A 2,314-nucleotide genomic window follows, 5' to 3' on the forward strand; every position below is an offset into this window, starting at 1 on the left:
CGCCGCCGCTTAAAGCTCAGTAAATTTTACCGCACGTCCGCTGCGCGCAGGCAAGCCCGACGAACCGAAACGATGCCGACGGATCAGGCGCCGCGAAACCGCCTTTTTGTACAAAGCTTTAAGCTGATCTGCGGGCCAAATTTCATCTCAAATCGCACAACCGCCTTCTGTGCCGGCGCTTGTCGCGTGAGATCACGCCCGAATAAGCATCATATCCGCCGCGGGCCGCACCGAGGCTTCGACGCCGTGCGGAAAAAAAGGCTCGGACGACAAAAGCCGCGCCTAGTCGTACAAATTTAGCGCGAGCTCGGCCGCTCAAGGCACTTGCAAATTTTATCTATACTTTAGCGTCTGTTTGCAAGCTCGCACAGTCCTTGCGCAGTGCGCCGAAATGGGGTGTCGCCCAATCCGATACAAAATCTAAAACGCGCCAAATCCGGACGATCTAGGCCTTAAAAATGCACTTTAAATTTCGCCCAAAAGCTTCTGCCCGGCTCATAAAGCCTCGTGCCATTCGGGATAGTTTCGTAGCCTGCGATACCGCCGCCGTAGCCGCTTTTTGAGTTATGATAGGCGTATTTGGCGTCGTTTAGGTTTTCCGCCGCTAGCAAAAATTGATAATTTTTATATTTATAGCCCGCGCTTAGTCCTAGCGTCCAGAAGCTATCGCTCTTGCCCAGATCCATGCCGCCCACGTCGCCGTAGCCCTTTTGTGCGCGGTTTTGCGACGCGTTAGCGTAGAAGTCGGCTTTGACGAACCAGTCTGGCTTTTCTAAGCCGGCGCTTAGTTTAAACGCTAGAGGCGAAACCTTAGGCAGCGCGTCGCCGTCTTTTAGGCCGTCCGCGTTTTTGGTCACCTTGCCGTAGACGTAGGATACACCCGCCCCCAGTCTAAATATATCGGCCAGTAGCGTATCGCCCTCGATCTCGCCGCCGTATAGTAAAGCATCGGTATTAAATACGTTTGAAGACATGCCCATAGGATTATATTTTAGCATGATATAATCATCCATCTTTGAGACGAAGAAATTTGCGCTTAGTTCGTAATTTTGATCTTTCAGTACGGCGCCAAAATCCAGCTGAGTATTTCTTTCTTTATTTAGCTTGAGGTTATCGTCTTTACTCGTTTCCCAGTGATCGGGCAGTCTTTGTGCGTGTCCTAACCCAGCATAAAGCGTTAAATTTTGCAGATATTTTTCGTATCTAAAAAAGCCTGAGAATAAATTTTCGCTCCTACTTTTATGCGTTAGTAGCTGTTTTCTCTCGCCGACGTCTAATCTAAGACCGCCAAAAAGTCCGTAATCTCCCTCAAGGACGTATTCGTTTTGAGTGTATATAGTTTTATACGTTACCTTGCGCTGTTTTACGTGGGGCTTTGATAGGGCAGCGTCCATGTCGGCTTTAGATACGCCGGCCCCGCCCGTTCCGGCGCCTCGCCATTTAAAGGAGTCTTGCGAATAACCGGCGCCGATGAAGCTGGTTAGATTATCGAAATTTAACTCGCCTTCTAGCTTAAAGCCGTACATATCGCGTATCGGGTGGCTGATGCTATATCCCTTGCCGCGCCCCGTGCCCGGCACCACCGGACGCATGGTGAAGTTGTCCATTATATGGTCGATCTGATGATAGTACGAACTTAGCCTGATCTTGTGCTCGCCGACGTCTTGTTCAAATTTGAGCCCGAAAGATTTACGGTCAAACTGCACGCCGTCTCTCATCCTGTCCGCATACGCCGCTTCGCCCTCGCCCAGATCCGTGCTAAGCTGAATGGCGGTAGAATCGGTAGGCGTGATCGTGCCTACGAGTGAGACGCTGTTACGTTTATAGTGTGTATGCATTTTCTGTCCGCCGCCGCTTTTATAGTCGCCGCTTTCATAATGCCCGCCCGAGATCTGCAAGCTGCCCCATTCATTGCCCACGACGGCGTCGGCTACGGTTTCGAAGCGTCTAAAGCTTCCGCCTAGCACGCTAAAATTCCCGCCGAATTGCGTTTTATCTAGTCTTAAAATATCTCGATCGAAGAAAATACCGCCGCTGATGAGCGCTCCATATCTGACGTCCTGCGGACCTTTGACGATGCGCACGGAGTTGTAGTTTTGCGCCGAGATGTAGGTGATGGGCGTATCCATACGCATGCCGCAGCCGCCGTTTAGCGTGCTGCCGTCGATGAGCACGGGCAGTCTGGACGCCGTCTGCGAGCGGTAATAAACTTCGCTGCCGCCTCCGCCCTTGCGCTCCATCGAAAAGCCGCTTAAGTTCAAAAGCGATTTTGCGATGTCGCCGTTTTCTAAAATAGTGTCTTTACCCGCGATCT

General features: G+C 51.3%; 1 protein-coding gene. It reads right to left on the bottom strand.

Annotated features, from left to right (window positions below):
• Nucleotides 1–452 precede the first annotated feature (452 nt).
• Nucleotides 453–2,314: TonB-dependent receptor (locus Q0198_RS10125; RefSeq protein WP_297897715.1), on the bottom strand; the 1,862-nt coding region annotated here is incomplete at its 5' end.

Source organism: uncultured Campylobacter sp. (assembly GCF_938045205.1).
Taxonomy (GTDB): Bacteria; Campylobacterota; Campylobacteria; order Campylobacterales; family Campylobacteraceae; genus Campylobacter_B.